The organism is Micromonospora sp. CNZ309, assembly GCF_002846525.1.
The window spans coordinates 2,518,761-2,544,707 of sequence record NZ_PJNG01000001.1; the positions used below are offsets into that span (position 1 = coordinate 2,518,761).

General features: G+C 70.2%; 23 protein-coding genes and 2 pseudogenes. 14 read left to right on the top strand and 11 right to left on the bottom strand.

Going from position 1 to position 25,947, the window contains the following annotated elements; translation table 11 throughout:
* Nucleotides 1-331 precede the first annotated feature (331 nt).
* The gene (locus tag CLT72_RS09955; RefSeq protein ID WP_101411072.1) at nucleotides 332-3,070 is read left to right on the top strand and encodes a beta-L-arabinofuranosidase domain-containing protein; all 2,739 of its coding nucleotides are present in this window, start codon (nucleotides 332-334) and stop codon (nucleotides 3,068-3,070) included.
* Here the strand turns inward: CLT72_RS09955 and CLT72_RS32600 are convergent.
* The 6 genes from CLT72_RS32600 to CLT72_RS09980 form a co-directional block, all read right to left on the bottom strand.
* The gene (locus CLT72_RS32600) at nucleotides 3,067-3,522 is read right to left on the bottom strand and encodes a carbohydrate ABC transporter permease (protein ID WP_250101226.1); all 456 of its coding nucleotides are present in this window, start codon (nucleotides 3,520-3,522) and stop codon (nucleotides 3,067-3,069) included. The two genes, CLT72_RS09955 and CLT72_RS32600, sit on opposite strands and share 4 nt — an antisense overlap.
* A 242-nt stretch (nucleotides 3,523-3,764) precedes the next feature.
* Nucleotides 3,765-4,694 (bottom strand): carbohydrate ABC transporter permease, encoded by a 930-nt coding sequence (locus CLT72_RS09965; RefSeq protein ID WP_486484206.1) that lies wholly within the window; start codon nucleotides 4,692-4,694, stop codon nucleotides 3,765-3,767.
* Between the two features lie 169 nt (nucleotides 4,695-4,863).
* Nucleotides 4,864-5,148, bottom strand: a complete 285-nt coding sequence (locus tag CLT72_RS32605) for a hypothetical protein (protein ID WP_250101224.1) — start codon at nucleotides 5,146-5,148, stop codon at nucleotides 4,864-4,866.
* A complete protein-coding gene (locus CLT72_RS32610) occupies nucleotides 5,121-5,513 on the bottom strand; it encodes a type 2 periplasmic-binding domain-containing protein (protein ID WP_250101223.1) in 393 nt (130 codons plus the stop codon). Before CLT72_RS32610 ends, CLT72_RS32605 begins: the two co-directional genes overlap by 28 nt.
* Before the next feature lie 110 nt (nucleotides 5,514-5,623).
* Complete coding sequence (locus CLT72_RS09975; RefSeq protein ID WP_101411074.1) at nucleotides 5,624-7,006, bottom strand: RICIN domain-containing protein; 1,383 nt, start codon at nucleotides 7,004-7,006, stop codon at nucleotides 5,624-5,626.
* Nucleotides 7,007-7,199: 193 nt separating this feature from the next.
* Nucleotides 7,200-8,666, bottom strand: coding sequence for an endo-1,4-beta-xylanase (locus CLT72_RS09980; RefSeq protein ID WP_101411076.1), 1,467 nt, complete (start codon nucleotides 8,664-8,666; stop codon nucleotides 7,200-7,202).
* Nucleotides 8,667-9,176: 510 nt separating this feature from the next.
* Here CLT72_RS09980 and CLT72_RS32615 point away from each other — a divergent pair.
* Together CLT72_RS32615 and CLT72_RS32620 are read left to right on the top strand one after the other, a co-directional pair.
* A complete protein-coding gene (locus CLT72_RS32615; protein WP_101411078.1) occupies nucleotides 9,177-9,356 on the top strand; it encodes a hypothetical protein in 180 nt (59 codons plus the stop codon).
* A gap of 165 nt (nucleotides 9,357-9,521) precedes the next feature.
* The gene (locus tag CLT72_RS32620) at nucleotides 9,522-9,833 is read left to right on the top strand and encodes a hypothetical protein (RefSeq protein WP_486484369.1); all 312 of its coding nucleotides are present in this window, start codon (nucleotides 9,522-9,524) and stop codon (nucleotides 9,831-9,833) included.
* A 79-nt stretch (nucleotides 9,834-9,912) separates the two neighbouring features.
* Here CLT72_RS32620 and CLT72_RS09995 read toward each other — a convergent pair whose 3' ends face one another.
* Together CLT72_RS09995 and CLT72_RS10000 are read right to left on the bottom strand one after the other, a co-directional pair.
* Nucleotides 9,913-10,401 carry a hypothetical protein gene (locus CLT72_RS09995; protein ID WP_101411082.1) on the bottom strand — a complete coding sequence of 163 codons (489 nt, stop codon included), beginning with the start codon at nucleotides 10,399-10,401 and terminating at the stop codon, nucleotides 9,913-9,915.
* Nucleotides 10,394-11,740, bottom strand: coding sequence for a molybdopterin-dependent oxidoreductase (locus tag CLT72_RS10000; protein ID WP_199184535.1), 1,347 nt, complete (start codon nucleotides 11,738-11,740; stop codon nucleotides 10,394-10,396). Before CLT72_RS10000 ends, CLT72_RS09995 begins: the two co-directional genes overlap by 8 nt.
* 249 nt (nucleotides 11,741-11,989) lie before the next feature.
* On the opposite strand from CLT72_RS10000, the gene CLT72_RS10005 reads away from it, so the two are divergent.
* Nucleotides 11,990-13,051: an NAD-dependent epimerase/dehydratase family protein gene (locus CLT72_RS10005; protein ID WP_101411086.1), complete on the top strand. Its 1,062-nt coding sequence runs from the start codon at nucleotides 11,990-11,992 to the stop codon at nucleotides 13,049-13,051.
* Between the two features lie 42 nt (nucleotides 13,052-13,093).
* On the opposite strand, the gene CLT72_RS10010 is transcribed toward CLT72_RS10005, so the two are convergent.
* Entirely contained in the window at nucleotides 13,094-14,575 is a 1,482-nt protein-coding gene (locus CLT72_RS10010; RefSeq protein ID WP_101411088.1) for a hypothetical protein, read from the bottom strand.
* A gap of 146 nt (nucleotides 14,576-14,721) precedes the next feature.
* Between CLT72_RS10010 and CLT72_RS10015 the strand changes: the two genes are divergently transcribed.
* From CLT72_RS10015 to CLT72_RS10050, 7 genes and pseudogenes are all read left to right on the top strand, one after another.
* Nucleotides 14,722-15,396, top strand: a complete 675-nt coding sequence (locus CLT72_RS10015) for a glycosyltransferase family 2 protein (protein WP_101411090.1) — start codon at nucleotides 14,722-14,724, stop codon at nucleotides 15,394-15,396.
* On the top strand, nucleotides 15,393-16,067 hold the full coding sequence (locus CLT72_RS10020; RefSeq protein WP_101411092.1) for a TIGR04282 family arsenosugar biosynthesis glycosyltransferase: 675 nt from the start codon (nucleotides 15,393-15,395) through the stop codon (nucleotides 16,065-16,067). The genes CLT72_RS10015 and CLT72_RS10020 overlap by 4 nt, the downstream gene beginning before the upstream one ends.
* Before the next feature lie 89 nt (nucleotides 16,068-16,156).
* Entirely contained in the window at nucleotides 16,157-16,711 is a 555-nt protein-coding gene (locus CLT72_RS10025; RefSeq protein ID WP_486484207.1) for a class I SAM-dependent methyltransferase, read from the top strand.
* Between the two features lie 86 nt (nucleotides 16,712-16,797).
* A pseudogene (locus CLT72_RS10030) lies at nucleotides 16,798-17,028 on the top strand (response regulator); the annotation flags it as partial.
* Nucleotides 17,029-17,094: 66 nt separating this feature from the next.
* A protein-coding gene (locus CLT72_RS10040; protein ID WP_486484205.1) for an IS3 family transposase occupies nucleotides 17,095-18,299 on the top strand; the annotation gives its coding sequence in 2 pieces (ribosomal slippage) (nucleotides 17,095-17,329 and nucleotides 17,329-18,299; 1,206 coding nt in all).
* A gap of 12 nt (nucleotides 18,300-18,311) precedes the next feature.
* Nucleotides 18,312-18,836, top strand: a pseudogene (locus CLT72_RS10045) (winged helix-turn-helix domain-containing protein); the annotation flags it as partial.
* Nucleotides 18,829-19,848 carry a sensor histidine kinase gene (locus tag CLT72_RS10050; RefSeq protein WP_101411098.1) on the top strand — a complete coding sequence of 340 codons (1,020 nt, stop codon included), beginning with the start codon at nucleotides 18,829-18,831 and terminating at the stop codon, nucleotides 19,846-19,848. The pseudogene CLT72_RS10045 and the gene CLT72_RS10050, both read left to right, overlap by 8 nt.
* Nucleotides 19,849-20,034: 186 nt before the next feature.
* Here CLT72_RS10050 and CLT72_RS10055 read toward each other — a convergent pair whose 3' ends face one another.
* Complete coding sequence (locus CLT72_RS10055) at nucleotides 20,035-20,922, bottom strand: cytochrome c biogenesis CcdA family protein (protein ID WP_101411100.1); 888 nt, start codon at nucleotides 20,920-20,922, stop codon at nucleotides 20,035-20,037.
* Nucleotides 20,923-20,924: 2 nt separating this feature from the next.
* Nucleotides 20,925-21,521: a redoxin domain-containing protein gene (locus CLT72_RS10060; protein ID WP_101411102.1), complete on the bottom strand. Its 597-nt coding sequence runs from the start codon at nucleotides 21,519-21,521 to the stop codon at nucleotides 20,925-20,927.
* A gap of 421 nt (nucleotides 21,522-21,942) precedes the next feature.
* Here CLT72_RS10060 and CLT72_RS10065 point away from each other — a divergent pair, with 421 nt between their 5' ends.
* The 3 genes from CLT72_RS10065 (at nucleotide 21,943) to CLT72_RS10075 (ending at nucleotide 25,899) form a co-directional block, all read left to right on the top strand.
* The gene (locus CLT72_RS10065; RefSeq protein WP_101411104.1) at nucleotides 21,943-23,196 is read left to right on the top strand and encodes a cyanophycinase; all 1,254 of its coding nucleotides are present in this window, start codon (nucleotides 21,943-21,945) and stop codon (nucleotides 23,194-23,196) included.
* Between the two features lie 175 nt (nucleotides 23,197-23,371).
* The gene (locus CLT72_RS10070; protein ID WP_101411106.1) at nucleotides 23,372-24,811 is read left to right on the top strand and encodes a pre-peptidase C-terminal domain-containing protein; all 1,440 of its coding nucleotides are present in this window, start codon (nucleotides 23,372-23,374) and stop codon (nucleotides 24,809-24,811) included.
* A gap of 152 nt (nucleotides 24,812-24,963) precedes the next feature.
* On the top strand, nucleotides 24,964-25,899 hold the full coding sequence (locus CLT72_RS10075; RefSeq protein WP_250101213.1) for a MurR/RpiR family transcriptional regulator: 936 nt from the start codon (nucleotides 24,964-24,966) through the stop codon (nucleotides 25,897-25,899).
* The last annotated feature ends 48 nt before the right edge of the window (nucleotides 25,900-25,947 follow it).

Genomic DNA, 25,947 nt, shown 5'->3' on the forward strand with positions numbered 1-25,947 from the left:
GACCGTGCTTGTGGGGACCGCGCACGATGCGCTTTCACGGCAGACGAGACGCCTGGCACGCGCTTCGCCCAGTGCAGCCGGCGCGGCCACCGCCACCCACCTCGCCGTCGCACCAGGGGCGGCCACGGCTGCCATCCACACCGCCGGATGCTGCTAGCGCACCAACTCGTTGAGCACGCCCTCCAGTGCCACCGGCCGGCAGGAGCGGGCTGCCGGACGCCGCCGCGAGGAGCCGGGGCAGGCGGCAGGACGCCACCTTCCGGATCAGTTCGTGAGGATCCCGCTGCCGCGCGAGCCCACCACCCCGCCACCACCACCAACGGAGGCCGACATGCCCGCCCCCTTCGTCAACCGTCGTACCCTGCTGAAGGCAGCCGGCGGAGCCGCTGTCGCGAGCGCCGCCGGCCCCGCCCTCGCCGGTGCCGCCAGTGCCGCCCTGCCCCCGGCCCGCGCCGACATAGGTGTCTCCGCCCACGCGTTCGAGCCGAGCCAGGTCAGGCTGACCGGGAGCCGTTGGCAGGACAACCAGAACCGCACCCTCAACTATCTGCGCTTCGTGGATGTCAACCGGTTGCTCTACAACTTCCGCGCCAACCATCGGCTCTCCACCGCCGGTGCCACGCCCAACGGGGGTTGGGACGCGCCGACGTTCCCCTTCCGCACCCACATGCAGGGGCACCTCCTGACCGCCTGGGCCCAGGCCTGGGCCGTCCTCGGGGACACCACCTGCCGGGACAAGGCCAACCAGATGGTGGCCGAGCTGGCGAAGTGCCAGGCCAACAACGGCGCCGCCGGCTTCAACACCGGCTACCTGTCCGGCTTCCCCGAGTCGGACTTCACCGCGCTCGAGGCACGGACGCTAAGCAACGGCAACGTGCCGTACTACTGCATCCACAAGACGCTCGCCGGGCTGCTCGACGTCTGGCGCCTCATCGGCAACACCCAGGCCCGCGACGTGTTGCTGGCGCTCGCCGGATGGGTCGACTGGCGCACCGGCCGGCTCACCGCCAGCCAGATGCAGGCCATGCTGGGCACCGAGTTCGGCGGCATGAACGCCGTCCTGACCGACCTATACCAGCAGACCGGCACCGCCCGTTGGCTCACCGCCGCGCAGCGCTTCGACCACAACGCCGTGCTCAATCCGCTCGCCGCCAATTCCGACCAGCTCAACGGGCTGCACGCGAACACGCAGGTGCCCAAGTGGATCGGCGCCGCCCGCGAGTACAAGGCCACCGGCACCACCCGGTACCGGGACATCGCCAGCAACGCATGGAACATCACCGTCAACGCGCACACCTACGTGATAGGCGGGAACAGCCAGGCCGAACACTTCCGGGCACCGAACGCCATCGCCGGATATCTGCGCGCGGACACCTGCGAGGCCTGTAACACGTACAACATGCTCAAGCTGACCCGGGAGCTGTGGCTGCTCGACCCAGACCGGGCGGCCTACTTCGACTTCTACGAGCGTGCGCTGCTCAACCACATGATCGGCCAACAGAATCCGGCCGACAGCCACGGGCACGTCACCTACTTCACCCCGCTCAACCCGGGCGGCCGTCGTGGCGTCGGCCCGGCGTGGGGTGGCGGCACCTGGAGCACCGACTACAACTCGTTCTGGTGCTGTCAGGGCACCGGCGTGGAGACCAATACCACGCTGATGGACTCGATCTACTTCCACAACGACACGACGCTGACCGTGAACCTGTTCATGCCATCGGTCCTCACGTGGACACAGCGGGCGATCACGGTTACCCAGACCACGTCGTACCCGGTCGGCGACACCACCACCCTGACCGTCACCGGGTCGGTCGGCGGTTCGTGGACGATGCGGATCCGGATCCCGGGCTGGACGAGCGGTGCCACCGTCAGTGTCAACGGCACGCCGCAGAACGTCACCGCGACGCCGGGCAGCTACGCCAAGCTCACCCGATCCTGGGCCTCCGGTGACACGGTCACGGTCCGACTGCCGATGCGCGTCGTGATGGTTGCCGCCAACGACAACGCGGCGGTCCAGGCGGTCACCTACGGCCCGGTGGTGCTCTCCGGAAACTACGGCAACACCGCCCTGAGCGACCTGCCCTCGCTGACCAGCGGCTCGATCACCCGTACCAGCAGCAGCGCGCTGGCCTTCACCGCAGTCGCCAACGGCGTCACCGTCAACCTCGGGCCGTTCTACGACGCGCACGGGCACAACTACACGGTGTACTGGCGAGCTGACGGGACGGCCGACGGCACCGTCGCGAGCTTCCGGCTGGCCAACACGGCCAGTGGTCTCGTGCTCGGCATCCGCGACATGTCCATGGCCGACGGCGGGCTCGCCATCCAGTGGGGTGACAGCGGCACGGCGGACCACGACTGGCAGCTGCTGGTCGACGGCTCGGCGATCCGACTCCGCAACGTCAACAGCGGCAAGGTCCTCGGGGTGGAGAACATGTCCACCGCCGACAACGCGCGGATCCTCCAGTGGGCCGACAACGGCACAGCCGATCACACCTGGTCGATCGTCGACGTGGGCGACGGTACGCACAAGCTGCGCAACACGCACACCGGCAAGCTCCTCGCCATCATCGACGGCTCCGTCAGCCAGGGTGCCCAGGCGGTGCAGGACCAGGACAACGGCACGCTGGACAACCAGTGGCGGTTCCTGCCCAACGGCGCCCGCCGGATCCAGAACCTCGCCAGTGGGCTCGTCCTCGGCGTGCAGAACATGTCCACCGCCGACGGCGGCCTCGTCATCCAATGGGGCGACAGCGGCACCGCCGACCACCTGTGGACCGCGATCGTCGACACCGCCGGATACCTGCGCCTACGAAACTCGCACAGCGGCAAGGTGCTCGCCGTGGAGGGTGGTTCCGCCGCGGCCGGCGCCCGGATCGTGCAGTGGGCCGACAACGGCACACTCGACCACCGGTGGCGGCTGCGCTACGGCGGTAACGCCTACTTTCGTATCCAGTGCGCCAACGGCGGCCGAGTCCTCGGCGTCAGCGGCGGCTCCGGCAGCCAGGGCGCGCAGGTCCTGCTCGGCAACGACAGCGGGTCGGCCGACCAGCGCTGGCGGTTCGTCTAGAAGCGGTAGGGAACAGGCCGGGCGCCCGCGCCGGGCCTGTTCCCTACCGGACGGGCCATCCGCGCGCGTCCCGCTCGGGACGCGCGCGGAGGTGGGGATGCCGTCGGAGTACTGCCTCGCAACGAGGTGACGCCGACCATGAGCGTCCGGTGCTCGGCCGAGGGCATCATCACCAACGCCATGAGAACGTCGTTCCAGCAGAACAGAGCGTCGAGGATGCCGACCGACAGCAGCGCCGGGGTGCCCAGGGGCAGCATGATCCGCCGGTACACGCCGTACACGGTGTTGCCGTCGGTCCGGGCGGCATCCACGATCTCGGGCGGGATGCCCTTGTAGTAACTCGTCCTCAGAAAGACGGTGAAGGGCAGGATCTGGGCCATGTAGACGAGGACCAGGCCGGGGTACGTGTCGATAAGCGCGGTGTCGGCCATGATCCGGGCGAGCGGCACCATGATCACCTGAAAGGACGAACAGGCCCGCGAGGCAGCCCATGAACAGCGCCGACGAGCCGCGGAACCGCAGCTGGCTGAGCCCGAACCCGGCCATCGATCCCAGCAGTAGCAGCAGGACCACCGACGTCGTCACCACGAGCAGGGAGTTCGCGAAGTAGCGGCCCATGCCGACGCTGCTCCCTGCGGTGTCGACGTTCTCCCAGCACAGAGCGTCGGCCAGGGAGAACCGGTCGAGGATGTAGTCACGCCGCGTCTTCATCGCGACGTTGGCGGTGAACAACAGGGGGTAGATCGTCGCCAGCGCGAGCAGCGACATCGGGATCGCGACCAACCATCGTCCGAGACGGACGCGGGACATCAGTCCTTGCTTCCCGTTCGTTCGAGCAGTTTGATCTGCAGTAGCCCACCACGATCATGATCTCGAAGAGGATCGTCGATGCGGTCGACGCGAGGGCCGGCCGGTACATCTGGACCTGCTGGATCCAGATGTAGTACTCCGGCAGGTACGTCGACCCCTCCGGGCCGCCGCTGGTCATGACGAAGAGCAGCCCGAACATGGAGGTCAGCATCCCGATCATCGTGGTCACGATGACGAACTGGATGGTGCGCGTGAGGCTCGAGACGATCACATGCCAGACGACCTGACGTAGGGACGCCCCGTCCACCCGGGCGGCGTCCAGGAGCGCGGAGTCCAGGGTGGCGAAGCCGGCGAGGATCATCACCAGGGCCATCCCGAACGTGGCCCAGAGGTGCACGCCCACCACCATGAACATCGCGAGGTCCGGGTCCCCGGGCCAGTCCACCGGGCTGACGCCGACCGACCCGAGGACGGCGTTGAGAGGGCCGTCGAAGGCGAGCAGCAGGTTGACGATCGCACCGACGATGACCGGGGAGAGCACCGCCGGAAAGAAGTAGACGCTGCGGTAGAAGCGGTGGCCGGGCACCCGGAGGTGGTTGAACGTCGCGAGCAGACCGGGGATCGCCACCGCCACCGGAAGCAGCAGCACCAGCAACCCGACGTTGCCCAGCGCGGTCCGGAAGAGCGGATCCTCGAACAGCTCACGGTAGTTGCCGAATCCGACCGCCGTCCCGTTCTGCGCACCGTCACCGGTGAAGGAGAAGTTGACGCCGAGGAGCAACGGGTAGAGCCGCAGCGCCACGATCGTCAGCACGGCCGGAGCGACCAGGACGTAGGCGGCGAAGCGTTCGGACCTCAGGCCATCGCGGGCGCGCCGGGGACGCGCGCCGGCTCGCGGGGCGGGGAACGTGACCGCCGCCCCGCTGGCCCGTGGCGGCTGCGCCGAACGGACCGACGGTCGCGTGTCTCCGATGGGCACGAGGTCAACCCACCTGGTCGGAAGCGGCCAGTTGCTTCACCACCTCGTCGACGGTGACCGACCCGCTGAGCAATTGCTGGGAGAGCCGCCCCATCAGGTCCAGCGTCTTCGAGAACAGGGCCACGTGCAGAGCGGGCTTGCCGCCCCTGAGTTCGGAGACGATGGTGGCGACAACCGGACCGCCCTGTGACACGTCGATCGTGGCGTCGGCGGCGATGGCGTCCGCGTCGGCGTGGAACGCCTTCAGCGCCTCGGTCGAGGTCAGGGAGCGCACCAGGTCGACGGCCACCTTGTCTTCGTCCACTTGGCGACCCCGTAGCCGATGCCACCGTCGTACGGATGGCTCGCAGTGGTGCCAGCGGTGACGACCGGAGCCTTCATGACGCCGAGCTTGTCGGCGGTCAGGAACTCGTTGAAGTCCTGCCAGTGCCTGACGTTCGACCTCAGGCCCTTGACGTGGGCGGCCTTGCCGGACTGGAAGAGCGCGAAGGAGTCGTTGAACATCGCGGTCGAGTTGGCCCCGTCGTTGTTCATCCCCGCGTCACCGGCCTCCTTCCAAAGCTGGAAGATCCGCTTGACGTTGGCCGAGCTCCAGTCCCGCTTCCCGGCGATCCAGTCGTCGTGCTCCTGGGCGGTAAGGGTGCCCGACGCCATGCTCGAGAGCCAGACAGGAGGCCGCGCTCAGGATCCTCGCCATCTCGACCCGAGGTCAGCCGGCGCCGATCCCCGCATCGCGGAAGCCGGCGCCGGCTGACCCGTCTGCGTCACGAGAACTGCGCGAAGAACCTCCAGATCTCACCCTTGGTCCAGGTGGTGACGCCACTCTCGGCGTACGTCCCGTCCACCGGCCCGGGCATGTGACCGTTGTCGAACGCGGCCCACTGGACCGGGTAGCCGGCCCTGCAGCCGGAGTAGGTGGTCGTGATGTGCGTACGGCTGCCCGGCCCCGGCTCGGGCGCGTTCTGGGCGGTGCAACCGTTGTTCCGGACGAACGTGTCGCGCAACGACCGCCCCTGCGAGATGTTCAGGACGTTGTCCGAGATGCCGTGCAGCCCGAAGTACGCGATGGGCTGCGTACCGCCGCTGCACCCGCTGATCTGTGCGCCGGAGATGACCGCGACCGCCCGGAAGACGGTGGCCCGCGCGCAGGCGAGCGCATAGCTCATGCCGCCGCCCCAACTGAAGCCGAGGGCGAACCGCTGCCTCGGGTTGACGCAGAGGTCACTCTCGATCCGTCTGATCATGTCGTCGACGAAGGTGACGTCCTCACCGCCGGCGTTGCCCCAGCCGTTGCCAATTCCCTGGGGCGCGACCAGGATCGCGCTGTTGTTCGACTGCTCCTGCTGCCCGTAGTAGGACCAGGCCGTCCCGCTGGTGCCGCCCGAGGATATCTCCTGCATGGTGCCGCCGCGCCAGTGGAACGCGAAGATCAGCCGGTAGGGGTTGTTGCTGTTGTAGTTGGTGGGCACCCGCAGGATGAAGGAGCGGCTCTTGCCGTTGCTCTGAATCGTGTGCGTGCCGCTGGACAGCGTCGGTGCCCTACCGCACCCGGTGCCTCCCGACGGCGGGTTGCCGCTGTCCACGCGGACAAGCTGCCACTGCTGGTTGGCACCGTTCCAGTCGGAGTACTGCACGATGTTCCCACCGTCGGCGGTGGAGGCACCCTGCACCTCCACGACCTTGCCGCTGTGCCGGCTGATCAGCCGGACGTGACCGCCGTCCGAGTCCGCGAGCCGAAACTGCTGGTTCGTCGCGTTGGTGTCGGACCACTGGACGATCGCTCCGCCGTCGGCGGTCGACCAGTTGTGCACATCGAGGACCTTGCCGGAGTGCCGGGACTTCAGCCTGTAGTAGCCGCCACCCGAGTCCACGAACTGCCACTGCTGCTGGTTGCCGTTGTTCCGCGCCCACTGCGTGATCCGCGCACCGTCATTGGTGGCGAGGTTGTACACGTCCAACGCCTTGCCACTGTTCCTGTTCAGCAAGACGTACCAGGCGCTGGTGTCCACGGTCGCCGCAGCCGCGGGGGCCACGTCCACGGCGACCAACGTGCTGGCCGCGATGACCGCCGCAGCCGTCGCGGCCAGCCCTGACCGCCAGCGATGTCTCGGTGGAAGGGCGCGACGACCCGCACCGATGGCATTCATGGTCCACTCCTCTGGTCGGGGTCATCCGCGAGCGGAACGCCTGCGGGTGGCCTGGCGTGCGTGCCGACGTCTGGTGGCGTCAGCACGGTGTTCGTCGTACGGGCGCGATGCGGCCACCGGCGCACGTCCTTGGCCGGCTGCCCGCCTGCGGTGGCGCGAACGGATGCCGTCCGCGCACCGGACGGAGGACCAGCTACCCGATGCGGATCAGTTGCCATTGCTGGTTGTTGCCGCCCCAGTCGGTGTACTGGACGATGTTCGCCCCGTCGGCGGTGGACCCACCCTGCACCTCCACGGCCTTGCCGCTGTTGCGGTTGATCACGCGCACGTAACCTCCGGCCGACTCGGCGAGCCGGAACTGCTGGTTGATGCCGTTGCCGTCGCTCCACTGCACGATCGCCGCGGCGTCGGAGGTGGAGAAGTTGTAGACGTCCAGCACCTTGCCGGAGTGCCGGGACTTCAACCGGTAGTAGCCGCCACCCGACTCCACGAACTGCCACTGCTGCTGGTTGCCGTTGTTCCTGGCCCACTGGGTGATCCGGGCGCCGTCATTGGTCGCGAGGTTGTACACGTCCAACGCCTTGCCACTGTGCCGGTTCACCAGCACGTACCAGGCACTGGTGTCCACCGGGGTGCCCGGCGGAGGCGTGGAGGGCGGGTTGGCGCCGGCGTTGAGGGCGTTGAGGACTGAGGTGTACGCCGGCTTCTTGTTGCCCGATCGATCGAACAACAGGGCGTCGTCGGTGCCGCGCCAGGAGTCGCTGTCCCGCACACCCCAGACGGTGATGCCGTTGCAGCGCGAGACGGCCAGGCAGGCGCGGGTGACCGTCGCGTAGATGTTGGCCTGGTTGGAGCCGGTCATGACGTCGAGTTCGGTGATCTGCACGTCGACGCCGAGGTCGGCGAAGCGCTGCAGATTGGCCTGGTAGTCCCCCGGCAGCGAGGTGCCCAGGTGGGACTGGAAACCGACACAGTCGATCGGCACGCCCCGGGACTTGAAGTCCCGCACCATGTTGTAGATGCCGGTCGACTTCGCATTGACGCCGTCGGTGTTGTAGTCGTTGTAGCACAGCTTCGCGCCGGGATCGGCCGCCCTGGCGGCGCGGAACGCCGCCTCGATCCAGTCATTGCCCGTGCGCTGCAGGTTCGAGTCACGCCGACCGCCGCCGCCACCGTCGGCGAACGCCTCGTTGACCACGTCCCAGGAGTGGATCTGCCCACGGAAATGGGCGGCCACCTGGGTGACATGGTTGATCGCGGCGTTACGCAGGGTGGTGCCGGACAGCCCCTGCGCCCAACCCGGTTGCTGCGCGTGCCACAGCAGGGCGTGACCGCGCACGCTCATGCCGTTGGCCCGTGCGTGACTGACGAGACGGTCGCCGCCCGTGTAGGTGAACCGACCCTGTTGCGGCTCGGTGGCGTCCCACTTCATCTCGTTCTCGGCGACGACGCTGTTGAACTCGCGGTTGAGGATGCCAACGTACTGGCTGTCGGAGAGCTTGCCCGTCGCGACGGCCGCGCCGAAGTAGCGCCCCTTCTCGGCGGCGGATGCTTTCAGGGTCGTGCCGGCACTGGCCGTCGAGGCCAGCGCCACCGTCATACCCGCGGTCAGTGCGACGACGAGAGTCGCCGTCGACAGCAGGGTTCTCTTGATTCTCATGTCGTTCCTTCTCGTTGTCCTCAGCGGTGGTGGTGATGTGCCATTTCGCGCTCAGGCAAGCCGGTCCGGACGGCGGACGCGGTTCGCCGACGGTGAGACGGGTGGGTGGCGACGCCCTCCCAGGCGCGCTCCGCCGGTCCTCGGCCGGTCCGCGCTGGCACGCCAGCCCTATCGGCTGTCGTACACAGCTGCTGATGGTCCTGAGGCGGCGCCTGGGATGCCCTGGACGCGAGGTCCGGCCAGCGAGCTCGCCCGGTGAGCCACGGCTGCCGTCATCCTCGACATCGAGAGTGAGCGATAACATTCGGTTCGTCAAGACGTGCCGGCGTCGCCATGCCACACCTCCGGGACAGCGCCGGAGCGCGCCGGGCGCGGCCCGCATCGCCATCGGCGCACGTTCGCGCGATCAGTTGCGGCGGACGCGAAGCCGGCGACGGTCACGTCGGAACGCGGCATCCCGACCGGGTGCCCCGGGCGACGACCTGGGGGCAGAAAAGCCGGGGGCAACTCATGTTAGCGATATCATGGCCGGCCGAGCGGCGAGCTCCGGGCTGGGCGCTGCCCAGCTACGACTACACCCGACCGGGCGTCATCGAACGCGGTGAGCTGCTGAAGTTCTTCGAGGCCGTCGGCTACCAGGCCCGGATCAGGAAGCTCACCACCATCTCTGGGACGCGGGTTCGTTCCTGAACCGCAACGACCTGCGGTGGCGCGACCCGGGCCTGTTCGCGCTGATGAAGGCGAGCTGGACCAGCTGATCCGCCACCGCGTCCTCGGAGCAGGTCTACGTGCCCCGCACCGGCGCCATCAACCAGCAGCGCGCCCACCCTGAACCTCATCTCGTACGACCGGCCGATCCAGGCCGCAGCCACCGGAACGACCGGCTCGTTCGCCATCCCCACCCAGTTCCGTGGTGACCAACTCGCCACCATGGAGGCCAAGTACGCCGACGGAAGCCCCGCCGGACCGAGCAACTGGACCTCGTACAAGGAGTTCTGGACGAACTTCCAGCCCGACTACGGCGCGAACAGCATCCTCATGAAGCCGGAGTTCTTCGCCGAGGTCGACAACGGCCCGGTCACCCTGACGTTCCACTTCTGGAGCGGCACGCAGATCACGTACCGCCTGAGCAAGTCCGGTAGCTCGGTCACCGGCAGCCCCGTCTGACGGACAGCGGGGCGTCGCGGGTAGCGCCTGCCGCGACGCCCCGCCCTGCCCTGCCCTCGGTCGCTTCCGGGACGGTCCACTATCTGTGCTGGTCACGAGGTGTGTCCGGACTCGAACCCTCAACCTTTCGAGTGGGACGCCGCCGTAGCGCGTAGAGCACCGCGCTGACGGCGAAGATCGCTGCACTGGCCACCAGCCAGCGGGCCAGCAGCGGCTGCGGAGGCAGGCCCGTCGCAGCCGTGTACGTGTTGCCGCCGAGTCCGAGGATGCTGGGAAGGTAGACGAGCAGGAGCAGCCCTGAGGCAAGCGCGGGCACCCGCACGTGATTCAGCGCCGATCGACGCTCGGGGCTACCCACCGCCGCGCGCAGCGCCCGATCGACCAGCGCGTAGAGCGGGAACAGGAACAGGTCGTGGGCAGTGACCGCGCCGATGAACCAGAGCAGCATCCGCCCCGCGGTCGGCTCTCCGGCCAGCCGCAAGGCTATCCAGCCGGTCACCGCGAAGCAGCCGAGCAGGAGCAGTAGATGCCAGAGCGCGGCGCCATAGGTGCGCCGGAACTCAGTCATGGGGCTGCTCCTCGAAGGTGATTCCGCGGACCCATTTCGTGCAGTGCACGCCAGGCAGCGCAGGCACGATGATCCGCGCCGGATAGCCGTGGTCGGCCGAGAGGTCGACGCCGTTGACCCGCAGGGCGAGCAACGAGTCGGGGTGGCGGACCTGGTTGACCTGCAACCGGGCCTGACGGAACAGACCGGCCTGTTCCAACGACTCGACCCACGCCACGGCGCTGTCGGGTGCGCCGACCACAGCGGCGAGGTCCCGTAGTCGGACCCCGGTCCAGGTCTGCGTCGTCGACCAACCCTCGACGCAGGCGATCGGCAGATCCGCAGTGTGCTGCGTCATCGCGAGCAGGCCATCGCGGTCCACCTCGACCGTACGGCTGCCGCCACGCACCATCAGTCGCCACCGGGCCCCGGCGTCAGCGGGTCGGATACCGGCCGCGGCGGCGGTCCGGTTGACCGGGAATCCGTTCGGTCCTTCGTCGGGCTGCCGCCCCCTGGGTAGCAGCAGCGCGGTCCGGCGCAGCATCCCGTCCAGGCTCTGCCCGACGGTCAGCGCCGCCAACAGCAACGCGCCGCCCCCGGTCAGGGCGAGAACGCCACGTCGGCTCATCGTCGCCGGGCCGGGCCGGCGGGCTACCAGCCCGTCCGGATCCGCCGGCTCCGGCGTGGTCTCCTCCGCCGTCGTACGCGTGAGGCGCGGGCCACGCAGCGCGGAGATCGTACGAGGAAGCTTGATCACCACGTGCGTGACGAGGGCGACGGTGAAGATCCAGGCGCCGTACCAGTGCGCGGTGTAGAAGTCGAACCCGAACAGGTACACGTACTGGATGTTGAGCAGGCCGGTCGCCATCTCGAAGAGGATTCCGCCCACCAACAGCAGCAGCGACAGCCGTTCGAGCACCTGGGCCAGCGAACGGGCCGGCGGCCAGTCGAACAGCTTGGGTACCACCGACCAGAGCTTCGCCACCACCACCGGAACCAACACGATGCCGAGCGTCACGTGCAGCCCCTGGGTGAGCCGGAACAACCAGGCGGGGCGGGTCGGCCAGTCGAAGACGAGAGGGCGCAACCAGCCCACGTCGCGGGGAAAAGCCTGGCCGAGCCGAGGGCCGTACGCGATCCAGTCCAGGAGGCCGGTGATGATCACCAACGGTAGCGTGGCGAGCAGGACGACGCCGAACACGGACGTCAACCACGGGCCACGCACCGGACTGCGCCACGCGTTGGTGGCGGCGTCCGCTCCAGGCGGGCGATGCCGATCCAACGCACGCCACAGCCGCGCCGGGTAGGCGTCCACTCGCTTACCGATCGCCCCGGCGGACCGCCCAGGCCCGTCGGACATGCGCCTCGGCTCACCACGGTCAGCTCCCGCAGGTGGATCGTCAGACGGCGGGTCGGCTGGCACGGTTCCTCCAGTCGGCGAGGGCGTCGAACCGGACGCGACGGGCTTCGTGCAGGACGCTAACCGGCAACGGCGCCCTCGGGCGGGCTTTGCGGCATTACCGAAGGCTTACCGGCCGTCCCCTTACGAAGTGCTGACGTCGGAGCCGAACCGGCCCCGGCGGCCGCCCCGCTGACCTAGCGTGACGCAATGCGGGTACTCGTCACCGGCGCCGCCGGGTTCATCGGATCGCAGGTCGCGGACCTGCTCGTCGCACAGGGGCACCAGGTGGTGTGCCTGGACGCGCTGTTGCCCCAGGCGCACGGGAGCGTGCTGCCCGCGTGGTTCCGCCGCCATGATCCGGTCGTTGGCGACATCCGCGATCCGCACCTGCTCGACGATCTGCTGGCCGGGGTCGATGCCGTGTGTCACCAGGCGGCGATGGTCGGGCACGGACTGGACCCGTCGGATGCTCCCGACTACGTCAGCCACAACGACTACGGCACGGCGGTACTGCTGGCAGCGATGCACCGGACTGGCGTGTCTCGTCTGGTGTTGGCCAGTTCCATGGTCGTCTACGGTGAAGGGCGATACACGTGCGCCCGGCACGGGGTCGTTCGACCGGCCCCACGTCGCGAGGCCGATGTCGCCGCCGGCCGGTACGACCCCATCTGTCCGGTATGCGCCGGCCCACTCACCAGCGCACTCGTACCGGAGGACGCCCCGCTCGAACCGCGCAGCACCTACGCGGCCAGCAAACTGGCCCAGGAGCATCTGGCCGCCGCGTGGAGCCGGCAGACCGGGGCAGGGGTCTGGGCACTGCGCTACCACAACGTGTACGGCCCCCGGATGCCCCGCGACACCCCGTATGCCGGAGTCGCGTCGATCTTCCGGTCGGCGCTGGCCCATGGTCGGCCGCCACAGGTCTACGAGGACGGCTTGCAGCAGCGCGACTTCGTGCACGTTTCCGACGTGGCGCGCGCGAACGTGCTGGCGCTGACCGCTTCGGCTCCGGACGGTCTGGTGCCGGTGAACGTCTGCTCCGGCCAGCCGCACACCGTCGGCGATCTCGCCACCGCCTTGGCGGCGGCGATGGACGGGCCAGCACCGGTGGTCGTCGGCGGCGCCCGGGCCGCCGACGTGCGGCACGTGGTCGCCGACCCCGGCCGCGCGCGCGACCTGCTCGGATACACCGCCCGGGTCAGCTTCGTCGACGGAGTGAGCGCCTTCGCCACCGATCCGCTACGGGAACCCGCCGTCGTGTCGGTCTGAGCAGACTCGCCCCACCCCCTCATCGGCGGCCGGGAGGCAGGCTCACGAGACGGTGAACAGCAGGTGATTGACGGCCAGGGCGGTGAGCGCCTGCCCGGCCAACCACCAGCGGTGCGTCGCCGCGGGCAGCTGCGCGGTGGCGACGAGCAGCCAGACCGTGAACGGTAGCCAGATCCGCTCCACCTCTGCCTTGCTCATGCCCGAAAGGTCGGCGGCGAGCACTGCCAGCACCGCGGCGGCCGGTAGCAGAACGGTAGGCCCGAGTGTCTCGACCCGTCGCGCGAGCGCGCCGAGCCGCCGGTTTCGCATCGCGACGCGGGTCAGCAGTTCACCGCCCAGTCCCGATCCGCTGGCCCTCGGCGTCGGCGCGGTCAGTTCCGGGGGTCTGGCCCACGCCCGCCAGGCCCGACATGCCGAGTGCAGAGTGCGGCGCAGCGCCGGCCCGACCACCGGCCCGGCAGAGAGCAGCAGCGCCGCCAGGTTGGCCCAGACCCAGTATGCGTAGGGACGGTCGGCCGCCCAACCCTGGTAGTAGCGCTCGACCACCCGGTCGTACCCCTGCCACCAGCAGAACCCCGCCACGGTGAACGCCACTGCCACCGTGGCCACACCGGTCGCGCCAGCGAGCAGCGCGGCACCTCGGCCTCCTGGACGCAGCGCGAGCACGACGAGAGCCAGGGGCGCGACAAGCACGAAGCCGTAGGACAGGTACAGCGCGAAGCCGAGCAGTACGCCGCCGGCCAACGCGGTCGCGGTTCCTCGTACTGCCAGCAGCGCGAGGCCGGCGGCTACCACCCCGGTGAAGAGACCGTCGGCGGAGGCACCTACCCAAACCGCTCCGGGCAGCAGCACCAGGAACGGCAGCGATGCTCGGGCGGCCCCGCCGGCGCCCAGGGCCCGTAAGGCGATCGGCACGGATACCACGACGCTTGCCCCGACCAGGACGCAGGCCAGCGCCGCCGCCGTGCCACCGCCCAGGCCCACCCGGTCGAGTGCGACGAACACCAGCAGGGCACCTGGTGGATGGCCGGCGGTGTGGGTGGACCACGAGCCGGGCTGGAAGTCCAGAATGCGGTCCGCGAAACCGGCCAACATCCGCCCGATGTCTGTCACCCGGGGTACCTCGTGCAGATACTCCGCCTGCGGGGTGAGCCGTCTTGTCAGCCCCTCCGACCAGCCGTCCACGAGGGCCAGGGCGAGCGTCCAGCCGACCGCCGCCAGGTAGCCGACGGACAGCAGAGGGCCCCACCGGGCGGTGCGGGCCCACTGCGTTCCGGGCCCGACCACCGCGACGGCGATCGCCAACGCGGCCGGCGTGCCCCAGCCCAGGTGCGGTCTCCAGGTGGCGTAGAGCGGCGCGGCGTCGGCGTGCAGGCCCACGCCTGCGCGGTTGAGCATCGCGCCCACCGCCACGGCGGTGACCAACAGCGTCGCCTCGACGCCCAGCACCAGCAGGTCGCCCCGGTGGCGGTTCGGGATGCGGTGGTGGACGGACGAGCGGGAAACGGTGGCACCGGGTCTCATGTCGACCGGACGGTACGGCTCGGTCCACGCCCCCGTCAGCCACTTCGTCGGTATGTCACCGGACGGTAAGAAGTGTCTGTGCGGTAAGTGTTCCGTAAGGTCGAATCGGGCGCGGGCCGCCCTGGGCCGGCCCTAGCGTCGGCGGTATGCCGACACAGATCGATGTGGTGCTGCCGTGCCTGGACGAGGCCGCCGCCCTACCCGCCGTGCTGACCGCGTTGCCGCCCGGATACCGGGCGATCGTCGTTGACAACGGGTCGCGCGACGGCTCACCCGAGGTGGCCGCACGGCACGGTGCGCGGGTGGTGTACGAACCACGGCGGGGGTACGGAGCGGCCGTGCACACCGGGATCGAGGTCGCCGACACCGAACTGGTCTGTGTACTGGACGCCGACGGATCCTTCGCCCCCCGAGAGCTACCCGCCCTGGTCGCCCTCGTCGCCGACGGGGTCGCCGATCTGGCCGTCGGCCGTCGTCGACCGGTCGGCGTCGGGGTGTGGCCCTGGCACGCCCGGGCGGGCACGGCGCTGGTCGCCGCGCTGCTGCGGCACCGGGGCGTGCCGCTGCGTGACCTCAGCCCGATCCGGGTGGCACGCCGGGAGGCACTGCTCGCCCTCGGAGTCACAGACCGGGCCTTCGGCTATCCGCTGGAGCTGTTGATCCGGGCCGCCGCGGCGGGTTGGCGCATCCACGAGGTGGATGTCACCTACGCCCCGCGCGCTGCCGGCACCCGTTCCAAGGTCTCCGGGTCCGTACGGGGCACCCTGCGGGCCACCCGAGACTTCGCCGCCGTGTTGCGTACCGTACGGGAGCCCCGGTGACCGTCGTGCTGGTGATGGCCAAGGCGCCCGTGCCCGGCTTGGTGAAGACCCGGCTGTGCCCGCCGGCGACTCCCGTCCAGGCCGCCGAGTTGGCCGCCGCCGCGCTGCGGGACACCCTGGATGCCGTCCGAGAGACGCCAGGGGTGACACCCGTTCTGGCGTTGGCCGGACACCTCGCGGAAGCCGTGGACGGCGTGGAGTTGACCGCCGCCCTCGCCGGTTGGTCGGTCCTGCCGCAGCGAGGCACGGATCTCGCCGACCGACTCGCGCACGCCCACCTCGACGTCGCCGAGACATTCCCCGACCGTCGGGTGCTGCAGATCGGGATGGACACCCCGCAACTGACCCCGGCGCGGCTGGCCGCCGCCATGTGCCGGCTCGAAGATGCCGACGCAGCGCTTGGGTACGCCCACGACGGCGGCTGGTGGGCGCTGGGGCTACGCGACCCCCGGCAGGCGGTGATGCTGCGCGCGGTGCCGATGTCGACGCCGGATACGGGCCGATCGACATGGTCCGCACTGACTGGACGTGGGCTACGCGTCGTGCCGCTGCCCGTGCTGCGAGACGTCGACAACTGGTCCGACGCGGGCGCCGTGGCGGCGGCGATCCCGGATGGCCGGTTCGCCCGCCAGGTCGAGGCCGTGCGTCGCGCCATGGTGGTACGCGCGTGAACGGGGACGGATTTGCCTCCGCGCTACGCGACCAAGCTGGAGACGTGCACTGGCTGATGCCTGCGGACGGGCCCTGCCGCCGTCTGTCGGTGAAGCGGTGGCATCGACCGGCCACCCCCGCGGACGCGACGGTGGTCGCCCGCTGTGCCGGCCCCACCCTCGACCTGGGGTGCGGTCCGGGCCGGATGTCGATGGCACTGACCAGGGCCGGGCTGAGCGCCGTGGGGGTGGACGTGTCGTCGCAGGCGGTGGCGTTGACCCGGGCGCGCGGCGCGGTCGCCGTGCACGCGGACCTGTTCGGCCCGCTGCCAGCCGAGGGGCGGTGGGCACACACGGTGCTGCTCGACGGGAACATCGGCATCGGGGGCGACCCGGTCGCGCTGCTGCGACGGTGCGGGGCGCTGCTGCGTCCGTCCGGCACGGTGCTGGTCGAGCTGGAACCGCCTGGCACCGGCGCCTGGCAGGGGCAGGTCCACGTGGCGACCGGACGACACCAGGGCCCTACCTTCCGCTGGGCGTGGCTGGACACGGATGCGGTGTCAGGTGTCGCTGCCGCGGCGGGACTGGCGGTCGGCGAGGTGTTCCGGTCTGGCTGTCGCTGGTTCGCCGAGTTGACCCGCTTGGACCGTCCCGCCGCGCCATGACCTCCGCCCCTGGCAGGCCGCAGCCGTAAGAACCTGGCAAGCTTTGGGCCGGCCGTCGGCGACCGATTCGTCGCTACGCTGGCCAGATGGATGCGGCCGGGACATGGCGGGAACGAGGGCCGCAGGCCAAGAAGCAGGTGTTGGTGGTCGACGACGACCACAACGTCAGCGACGTGATCTGCCGTTATCTGGAGCACGACGGTTTTCAGGCCAGCCACGCGGGCGACGGGGCAGCGGCGTTGGCGGCCGTCGCCCGGCAGACGCCGGACCTGGTGGTTCTCGACCTGATGCTGCCCGAGGTCAGCGGCCTGCAGGTGTGGGCTTCCCCCTGAGATGTGGACACCCTGAGACTGGATGTTGGTCCAGAGGAAGGGGTGTCCCCGTTGGGGCGTCCATCGAAGTACACAGAAGAGTTCCGGCGTGACGCGGTCGACCTGGTCCGCTCGTCGCAGCGGCCTATCAATCAGGTGGCCCGTGAGCTAGGGATGAGTCACGAGACGTTGCGGAACTGGGTCCGCGCCGCCGAACGCCAGAGCGGGATCGCCGCGACCGCCTCGGGTGGGGACGGGTTGTCGGTGGCGGACAAGGACGCCGAGATCGCCCGCCTGCGGCGTGAGGTCGCGGAGTTGCGGCAGGAGAAGGAGATCCTGCGCAAGGCAGCCGCCTATTTCGCGAAGGAGATGGATCGGTGACCAGCCGCTTCCGGTTCATCTCCACCCACCGTGCCGCCTTCGGCGTCAAGCGGCTGTGCCGGGTCCTGGCGGTCTCCCGCTCCGGGTTCTACCGCTGGACCGCCAGCGAGCCCGCCCGGCAGGCTCGCGCCGCCGACGAGGACGCCCTCGCCGAACAGATCAAGGTCATCCACGCCGGCTCGGGCGACACCTACGGATCCCCGCGGGTGACCGTCGAGCTGCACGATCAGGGCGTGCGCGTCAACCGCAAGCGGGTGGAGCGGATCATGCGCCAACGTGACGTGGTGGGCCGGCACCTGCGCCGCCGCAAACGCACCACCATCCCCGACCCGGCCGCCCCACCAGTGCCGGACCTGATCGGCCGGGACTTCACCGCCACCGCACCGGACCAGCGATGGTGCGGCGACATCACCTACCTACGCGTCGGCGCCGGCTGGCTCTATCTGGCCACGGTCATCGACATCGCCACCCGACGGCTGATCGGCTGGTCGATCAACACCCACATGCGCGCGGAACTGGTCATCGACGCCCTCGACGCGGCGGTCGCCGCCCGCGGCGGCCGGGTCGACGGGGTGATCTTCCACTCGGACAGGGGCGCCCAATACGGCAGCGGCGACTTCGCCGACGCCTGCCAACAGCACGGCATCCGCCGCTCGACGGGGCGGATCGGCTCGTCGTACGACAACGCCCTGGCCGAGTCGTTCTTCGCCACCCTGAAGCGGGAACTCGACGTCGACCGCCGACACTGGACATCCGAGACCGACGCCCGCCGTGACGTGTTCCGCTGGATCGCCTTCTACAACCACCGACGACGCCACTCCGCGCTGGGCTACCTCAGCCCCGCCAATTACGAACAGGCTCTCGCACCGACTACGCTGCATCAGATCGCGGCATAACCCGGTGTCCACATCCCGGGGGGAACCTCAGTGTGTCGTGAGCTGCGGGCCGGGCCACACGGCGTACCGATCATCATGCTCACCGCGCTTGGTGACGAGGCCGACCGGATCCTCGGCCTGCAACTGGGTGCGGACGATTACCTGACCAAACCCTTCTCGCCGCGGGAGCTGGTGCTGCGGGTCCGTTCGGTGCTTCGCCGTGCCGGCGGTGAGCAGCCCCTCGGGCGGCCAGAGACTCTCACCGACGGCAGCCTGATGGTGCAGACCGGCCCCCGCACGGTCCATCTCGCCGGCAGGGAACTCGCTCTGACCCTGCGCGAGTTCGACCTTCTCGTCCACCTGATGCGGCACCCGGCCCGGGTGTTCACCCGAGCCGAACTACTCGAGCGGGTCTGGGGCTGGAGCTTCGGCGATCACTCGACCGTGACCGTGCACGTCCGGCGCCTGCGCGAGAAAATTGAGACCGACCCTGCCAACCCCCAACGGCTCGTGACCGTCTGGGGCATCGGCTATCGATACGGGCCTGCCGATGCGTGATCTGGCACTGATCTTCGCGATCGCTCTCGGCGCGGCGCTCGCCGCCGGCGTCGTCGGAGCGCTGCTGCTGCGTCTGCTCCGAGGCAGCTCGATCATCGTGCACCTCTGCGTGCTGCTCACCACGGCGGTGGTCGCGGTTGTCCTCGGAGTCGTAGCGGTCGCGGAGGCGATGTTCCTGTCCCCGCACGACCTGGAGGTGGTGTTGATCACCGTCGGCGCGGCGGCGGTGGTCAGCCTCGGCGTCGGCGGGCACTTCGGCCGCCGGTTGGCCACTGCCGCGGTGTGGGCCGACCAGGCCCGCGAACGGGAGCGACAGGTGGAGGCCGGGCGTCGGGACCTCGTCGCCTGGGTCTCCCATGACCTGCGTACCCCACTCGCCGGGCTGCGGGCGATGGCGGAGGCGCTCGAGGACGGCGTCGTCCGTGATCCCGCGACGGTCGAGGAGTACCACCTGCGTATCCGGCTGGAGACGGACCGGATGACCAGGCTCGTCGACGATCTGTTCGAACTGTCCCGGATCAACGCCGGGGCCCTACGGCTGTCCATGGCGGCGGTACCGCTCGGCGAGGTGGTCTCGGACGCACTGGCCAGCACCGCCCCTTTGGCCGCAGCCCGACGAATCAAGCTGGTCGCTGCGGAGTCCGGCTGGCCGATGGTCGCCGCCAGTGAACCAGAGCTGACCCGGGTAGTGGCGAACCTGCTGCTCAACGCGGTGCGCTACACGCCACCGGACGGCACCGTACTCGTCGAGGCCGGCCGCGACCGGGACCACGCCTGGCTGTCCGTCGCCGACACCTGCGGCGGCATCCCCCCTACCGATCTGCCTCGGCTGTTCGACGTCGCATTCCGGGGCGAGCCCGCCCGCACCCCCCGCACCGCAGGTGGTGACAGCGCGTCCGGAGGTCTCGGACTAGCGATCGTGCGCGGACTGGTCGAAGCGCACGGCGGCCGGGTCGAGGTAAGCAACACCGCAGACGGATGCCGGTTCGTGGTCCGGCTCGCGGCCGTCTGAGCCTCGACAATGGGCGGGTGCCTTTGCAGCGCGGCACGCCGCCGGCCGCAGTGAGTCGTGGCCGCACGGCGATGGCGATCGTCGCGGGGATGATGCGCTGCCCGCGCCGCCGCGATGCTGGCCGGCAGCGTACGACGACGGCCGCGCGCTTCGGCAGGTCACGTGATCAGAGTGCTGGCCCGATCCTCAGTTGGATGGGCGACGGCCCTGCTGGGCCAGTGCTCGGCGCCGGCGCGTCAGTGTCACGCCGGCGGCCAGGGCGAGCAGCGCCAGCGCCAGCGCGGCGACGGTCCACGGCCCCAGAACCGCCAGCCAGCCGCTGAGCGCTGTCTGAACGGCGCCGGCCGCGTCGATGATCGGGTCGTCCGTGTCACCTCGACCGGCGAAGACCCGCACCTCGTACCAGCCGTACCAGGCCACGTATCCACCGGTGACCATCAGCAGCAGGCCGGCGACACGCCCCAGCAGCGGTGCGGCCCGACGGGCACGGCGCACCAGTGAATCGCGGGCCAACGCGACGGCCAGTGCGGCGGCCCCCACCGCGAGCCCCATACCCACCGCGTACGCCACGAAGAGGCCGATGCCGGAGAGCGCCGACCCGGCGCGGAACCCGGCGACCACGACGGCCAGGAAGGGGCCGATGGTGCAGCCGAGCGAGGCGATCGCGTAGGCCATGCCGAACAGCATCATCGAGCCGAACCGTCGGCGGACCGCCGGTCCGGTCGCCACCTTCGGGGTGAAGGCCGGCAGTTGGCGTCCGGCCAGCAGCCAGCCGCCGGCCGCCACCAGGGCGAGGCCGATCAGTATCGACACCCAGGGCAGGTGACGGGCGACCGCGTCCGCCGCAGGGGCGGCGAGCAGCCCGAACGCGCCGAACACCGCGACGAACCCCAGTGTCATCGCGCCGGTCAGCGCGACCGCCCGGCCGATCGGTGCGAGCAGGCCCCGCTCGGCCGACGGCTCGTCGCCCAGCACCAGCATCGACAGGTACGCGGGCAACAGTGCGAAGCCGCACGGGTTGACCGCGGCCAGCAGCCCGGCGCCGACGGCGAGGCCGTATGGCGTGTCCGGCATGGTCAGTTCAGCCCGGCGACACGCTTGCGCAGGTCCGCCGGGGACAGTGGTCCGGTGTGCACGACGGTGCCGGCTGAGTCGAGGAGCACGTACTGTTCCTGGCTGGTCACCTCGAAGCGACGCCAGACCTGGCCGTCGTCGTCGGCCAGGTGGGGGAAGCCCTCGATCCCGGTCTCCTTCGCAAACCGTCGCATCGCCTCGTCGCCGCTGCCGAGCCCGGCCACGCCGACCACGTTGACCCGGCCGGCGTTCTCGCGCTGCACGGCGGCGACCTCGTCGGCGACCGCGCGGCAGCGGGTACACCAGGCCGCCCAGAACCACAGCACCGCGGGCTTGCCGGCGAGGCTGCTACCCGCGAAGGCCCCGCCATCGATCGTCCGGCCGGTGAACGAGATCGTCTCCGGGACTGCGGCGTTCGTCGCAGCGCTGGCCGGCGGGCCGACCGTGCCCGCAGTGGTCGGCGGGGCCGCTGTGCGTGGCCCGGCGGTCGTGCCGGCCGGAGCGGCGGGCGGCTCGGTGCCGCCGCAGGCAGCGAGGGCGAGAACGACCGCCGTCAAGGCGGCCACACCGGGCAGGGATGCGGTACGGGGACCGGGCATGAGCGGATATTAGCCCGGCCGCCTGGTCGGGCAGCATTACCGCTTTCTTACGTGCAGGTGAGATGCCGTCGCCGGTCGAGGCAGCCGGTCTGGTCGGTAACGCCAACCCCTGCGGCAGACGCGCCGGGACCGTCCTTCTGCACACTGGAGGGTCGCCGCGCAGTGACGAACGGATGCCGTTCGAACAGTGCCCATACGTTCCTCGAACGTGCATGGCCTATCGACCGTGACACCGGCACCCGAGCCGACGGACGAACGGCATCGCCCGAGGAGGTCCAGCGGGCGATGCCGGAAACCGCTTCTGCCGCCGGTGAGCCGAACCCACCCGTCGCCGAGGGGTCGCGACCGGCCGTTGTCGGGGTGGTTGTTCTGCCGTACGCTCACGTCGGCCCGCCCTCACGGTCTCCAGTGAGGAGCAGTCATGCCCTTGAACCGTCTGCTGACCCTCGGGGTCGGCGCGTGCACGGCGGTCGCGTTGAGCGTCCCCCTGGCTGCGGTCCCCGCCTCGGCAACCTCGTCGTCCCACCCCTCCGGTGGCAGCCTCGTGCTGGTCGGCGGCGCGCTCGCCGACGACAACGCGACCATCTACGGCGACATCGTCCGGCTGGCCGGCGGCACCGGCAGGGCCCGCATCGGCATCTTCACGGCGGCGGCACCCACCCCGTCGGAGGATCCGGACGCGGACACCCCGGACTGCAACAACAGCGTCTGCAACGGCGACTACTACGCGAACCTGTTCAAGACGTACGGCGTGGCCGACGCGCAGTGGATCCCGATCGACGTCGACCACCCCGAGAAGGCCGACGACCCGGTCGTGGTGGCCCAGATCAACTCGATGACCGGCTTCTTCTTCGGCGGTGGCGACCAGTACCGGTACGTCACGACGATGACGCGGGGCGGGGCACAGCGCGACTCGGCGGCGCTGGCCGCGGTTCGGCGCAAGCTGCGCGCGGGCGCGGTCGTCGCCGGCACCAGCGCGGGCGCGCAGATCATGGCCGGCCGCGACATGATCACGGGCGGGTCGGTCGACCCCGGCCTGCGGGACGGGTCGAAGGCTGGCTACTTCGACGACTCCAGCGTCCTCGGGTACCTGCCGAAGGGCGGGTTCGGCTTCTTCCGCGACGGTCTGGTGGACACCCACTTCTCCCGGCGCGGCCGGGAGGCCCGGTCGATCCGGCTCGCCACCGACACTCGCAACAAGCGCATCTTCGGCCTGGACGAGAACACCGCGCTGGAGGTGACCGGCGTCGGCTCGCGGCACCAGCAACTGCGGGTGCTCGGCCAGCGCGGGGTGACCGTGCTCGACCTGCGGTGGGCGCGCACCACCCGTACTCCCGTCTGGGGTGTCGGGGGCGTGCGCTGGACCCGGTTGACCGAGGGCGACCAGTACCGCTCGGACCGCTGGCAGCCGGTCATCGCCCGGTCGAAGCAGCGGGTCACCGGGGTGCCGGGCTGCGACGTCACGCCCACGGGGGACGTGTTCTGGAACTACGGCCTCGTCACCGGCGCCGAGGCGTTGATCGACAACGCCGGCTGCGCGTCGGTGTCCGACGTGTCGTACGAGGACGACCCGCGGTGGGAGGCGACGCTGACCCGGGGACGGGGCTTCGCCGCGTTCCGGGCTGGTGGGTCGACATCGTTCACCGGCGTCGTGATCGGCATCGCCGCCCGGTAGGCGTGGTCCGGTAGATAGGTGGGGAAGGGCCGTTCGACGCCTGTCGAGGGGCCCTTCCACAGTCGCGCATGGGGCCGGAACACGTCATCAGGATGTAACGGAAGTTACGTATTGAGCAGGGAACTTAATCGATGTAACTTCTGTTTCATCGATTCGTGGCCCCTCGGAGGTGCCCATGTTCCCTGTCCGCAACCCCCTGCGTACCCGTCTCGCGGTGTTGACCGCCGCGAGCCTCGTCGCGAGCCTCGCCCCGATCGGGGTGACCGCAGCCCACGCCCAGGTCATCCGCGACCGGCAGGGCAGCTCCACCGATGCGAGCCGGGCGAGCTGGTCCGGCCCGGCATACACGATGAACGGTTCCGGCGGTGTCGTGTCCGCCACCATGACGCGGGCGATCAACGCGATCCGCGGCGCCAGCGGCACGATCGACGTGGCGGTCGTCGCCGCGTCCGACGGCGGCACCCCCGAATGCGACGACATCATGGGCCTGGCCGGAGTCAACTCCTGCACCACGTTGACGCTGACCGCCAAGAACGACGGCAACAACAGCCAGGTGAACGCCGACATCCGCAACGCCGAGTTCGTCTACTTCGCCGGCGGCAACCAGTGCAACTACGCGGCATGGAAGGGCACCGCGCTGGAGGCGTCCGTGGAGTCCGTCGTGGCCAAGGGCGGCGGCGTCGGCGGCGGCAGCGCCGGCCACCACATCAACAGCGACATCGTGTACGACGCGTGCGCCGCCAGCGCCACGTCGGCGATCGCCCTGGACGACCCGTACGACCGGTCGATGACTTTCACCACCGGCATGTTCCGCTGGGCGAACTACGCCAACACCGTCAACGACTCGCACTTCCAGGAGCGCGACCGGATGGGCCGCACGATGGCGTTCGTCGCGCGGGCCGTCAAGGACGGGCGCACCAGCGCAGGCGCGGCCTGGGGCGTCGGGGTCAACGAGGGCGCGTCGCTGTTCATCGACAAGTCCGGGCTGGCCACGCTGAGCGGCTCGAACGCGTACGTGGTCCTCGGCGACCACCAGCCGGAGGTGGCGGTCTCCGGGCAGCCGCTGACGTACTCCAACTTCAAGATCTGGAAGCTCGCGAACGGCCAGACCTACAACTTCGCCAAGCGTCCCACCTGCGGCTACTACCTGAAGAGCGTGACCAACGGGGTGCCGAGCAGCAACCTCTACAGCGGTACGCCGGTCACCGACTGCTCGACCACCCCGCCGCCCCCGCCCGGAGGTGGTTCCGCGTACGCCGAGGTCGAGCCGAACGACAGCCGCACCGCCGCGAACGACGTCAGCGGCCACAGCTACCCGCTGACCGTGACCGGTGACATGAAGAGCGGCAGCGACCGGGACTACTTCGAGGTCAGCCTCGCCAGTGGCCAGACGCTCACCGTCGACTGTGCGGTCCCGACCGCGTACGACGCCGACCTCTACCTGCTCAGCTCGACCGGCAGCACGCTGACCCGGTCGGTCAACGACGGGGCGGGTGCGGACGAGTCGGTCTCACTGACCCGTACGTCGTCCGGGTCGGCCACCTACTACGTCGAGGTGGAGGCATACTCCGGATCCGGTACGGCCGACTACGCCTGCACCCTCGCCAAGTCCTGATTCCACCCGGCCGAAGGCGCGCCCTCCTCAGCCCGGGGGCGGGCGCGCCCCGCCGGTGCGGTCCGACCTCCAGGTAGGGGGTGCGCGGGCGGGGACACTCGCCCGTTCCGTGTCGGGGTCGGCCGGCACGGACCGGCGGATACGCTCAGCGCGTGTCGACCTTCGATCCTGCTGGCGAGCCGGGTACGGGTGCCGGTCCGGAACACCTGCCCGACGACGCCGCTGTCGAGCCGCCCGCAGTCGGGGTGGCCGCCCTGGTCCGACAGAGGTTGGGTGAGTGCAGCCCGGCCGAACGTCGGGTGGCGCGTGCGCTGCTGGCCTCGTACCCGGCCGCGGGGCTGGGTACGGTCGCCTCGCTGGCCGAGCGGGCCGAGGTGAGCGCACCGACCGTGCTGCGGTTCCTCAGCCGGCTCGGGTTCGGCGGCTATCCGGAGTTCCAGCGCGCGCTGCGCGACGAGCTCACCGAGCGGGAGACGTCGCCGCTGACGGCATACCGGGCGGCGGAGCGGACCGGCGGTCGGCCGGAGGGTGCGCTGCCCCGGGCGGCGGCGAGCCTGCCGGAGGCCGTGGCCGGGACGCTGGCCGAGTTGCCGCAGGGCGAGTTGGACGCGGCGGTCCGCCTCCTGGCCGACCAACAACTGCGGGTGACGGCGGTGGGTGGCCGGTTCTCCGGTCTGCTCGCGCACTACCTGGTGCTGCACCTCATGCAGGTGCGCGGGGGCAGTCGTCTGTTGCCGTCCACGCCGGTGGAGCGCACCGACATGCTCGTCGACGTGGGCCGCCGGGACCTGTTCGTCCTCTTCGACTTCCGCCGGTACGAGGAGCCCACCCTGGCCCTGGCCCGGGAGGTCACCGCGCGGGGCGCCCGAGTGCTCCTGTTCACCGATCGGTGGCTCTCCCCGGTGGCCGGCCTGGCCGAGGTGGTGCTGCCCAGCCGGGTCGAGTCGCCGTCGCCGTACGACAGCTTCGTGCCCACGTTGGCGCTGGTGGAGACGCTGGTGGCGGCGTTGATCGACCGCCTCGGGCCGGTCGCCGGCAAGCGCCTGAAGGCGATGGAGCAGACCCAGCAGACGTACGGTGGCAACTGAGAGCGACGGAAGCTCGTTACAGGAAACTGTAACTACACCTAGATAGTA

Excerpts from the sequence above, each read along its gene's own strand:
- CLT72_RS09955 (WP_101411072.1), top strand. The coding sequence starts at position 332 with ATGCCCGCCCCCTTCGTCAACCGTCGTACCCTGCTGAAGGCAGCCGGC.
- CLT72_RS32600 (WP_250101226.1), bottom strand. The coding sequence starts at position 3,522 with ATGGTGCCGCTCGCCCGGATCATGGCCGACACCGCGCTTATCGACACG.
- CLT72_RS32610 (WP_250101223.1), bottom strand. The coding sequence starts at position 5,513 with ATGGCGTCGGGCACCCTTACCGCCCAGGAGCACGACGACTGGATCGCC.
- CLT72_RS09975 (WP_101411074.1), bottom strand. The coding sequence starts at position 7,006 with ATGAATGCCATCGGTGCGGGTCGTCGCGCCCTTCCACCGAGACATCGC.
- CLT72_RS09980 (WP_101411076.1), bottom strand. The coding sequence starts at position 8,666 with ATGAGAATCAAGAGAACCCTGCTGTCGACGGCGACTCTCGTCGTCGCA.
- CLT72_RS32615 (WP_101411078.1), top strand. The coding sequence starts at position 9,177 with ATGTTAGCGATATCATGGCCGGCCGAGCGGCGAGCTCCGGGCTGGGCG.
- CLT72_RS09995 (WP_101411082.1), bottom strand. The coding sequence starts at position 10,401 with ATGACTGAGTTCCGGCGCACCTATGGCGCCGCGCTCTGGCATCTACTG.
- CLT72_RS10000 (WP_199184535.1), bottom strand. The coding sequence starts at position 11,740 with ATGTCCGACGGGCCTGGGCGGTCCGCCGGGGCGATCGGTAAGCGAGTG.
- CLT72_RS10005 (WP_101411086.1), top strand. The coding sequence starts at position 11,990 with ATGCGGGTACTCGTCACCGGCGCCGCCGGGTTCATCGGATCGCAGGTC.
- CLT72_RS10010 (WP_101411088.1), bottom strand. The coding sequence starts at position 14,575 with ATGAGACCCGGTGCCACCGTTTCCCGCTCGTCCGTCCACCACCGCATC.
- CLT72_RS10015 (WP_101411090.1), top strand. The coding sequence starts at position 14,722 with ATGCCGACACAGATCGATGTGGTGCTGCCGTGCCTGGACGAGGCCGCC.
- CLT72_RS10050 (WP_101411098.1), top strand. The coding sequence starts at position 18,829 with ATGCGTGATCTGGCACTGATCTTCGCGATCGCTCTCGGCGCGGCGCTC.
- CLT72_RS10055 (WP_101411100.1), bottom strand. The coding sequence starts at position 20,922 with ATGCCGGACACGCCATACGGCCTCGCCGTCGGCGCCGGGCTGCTGGCC.
- CLT72_RS10060 (WP_101411102.1), bottom strand. The coding sequence starts at position 21,521 with ATGCCCGGTCCCCGTACCGCATCCCTGCCCGGTGTGGCCGCCTTGACG.
- CLT72_RS10065 (WP_101411104.1), top strand. The coding sequence starts at position 21,943 with ATGCCCTTGAACCGTCTGCTGACCCTCGGGGTCGGCGCGTGCACGGCG.
- CLT72_RS10070 (WP_101411106.1), top strand. The coding sequence starts at position 23,372 with ATGTTCCCTGTCCGCAACCCCCTGCGTACCCGTCTCGCGGTGTTGACC.